Below are 356 nucleotides of genomic sequence, written 5' to 3' on the forward strand. Positions count from 1 at the left end.
TAGCATAAACAGTTATAGTAGCTGTAATATTTTTAGTTGTATCACATCCTGCATACCAACTGTTATCACCATTAGGTCTGGAGACCGTTAACCAAACATATCCTTCTGCTGTATTACATTGACCGCCTCCACCTACAACTTTTTCTGAACCAGCGCAAGAAGCAACAGCTTCGGGGAAACGATAAGCAGAGGCAGATGCTGTTCTTATTACTGGACTTCCTGTTGATCCTCTCCATACACCATTAACACAAGATAAAATAGCCCCTTCTGACGTTCTTCCCTGTAATCCATTAGGAGAACATCCCCATCCTACATTCGCTTGTCCATTTATATAAACAAATTTATTAGCGTTTATT

The 356-nt window shown here is 39.9% G+C and carries 1 pseudogene; it reads right to left on the bottom strand.

What is annotated here, in order from left to right:
- A pseudogene (locus INF68_RS23110) lies at positions 1 to 356 on the bottom strand (prepilin cleavage protein); the annotation flags it as partial.

Origin of the sequence: Enterobacter cloacae complex sp. P16RS2 (assembly GCF_014982155.1) — a bacterium.
GTDB classification, from domain to species: Bacteria; Pseudomonadota; Gammaproteobacteria; order Enterobacterales; family Enterobacteriaceae; genus Enterobacter; species Enterobacter cloacae_M.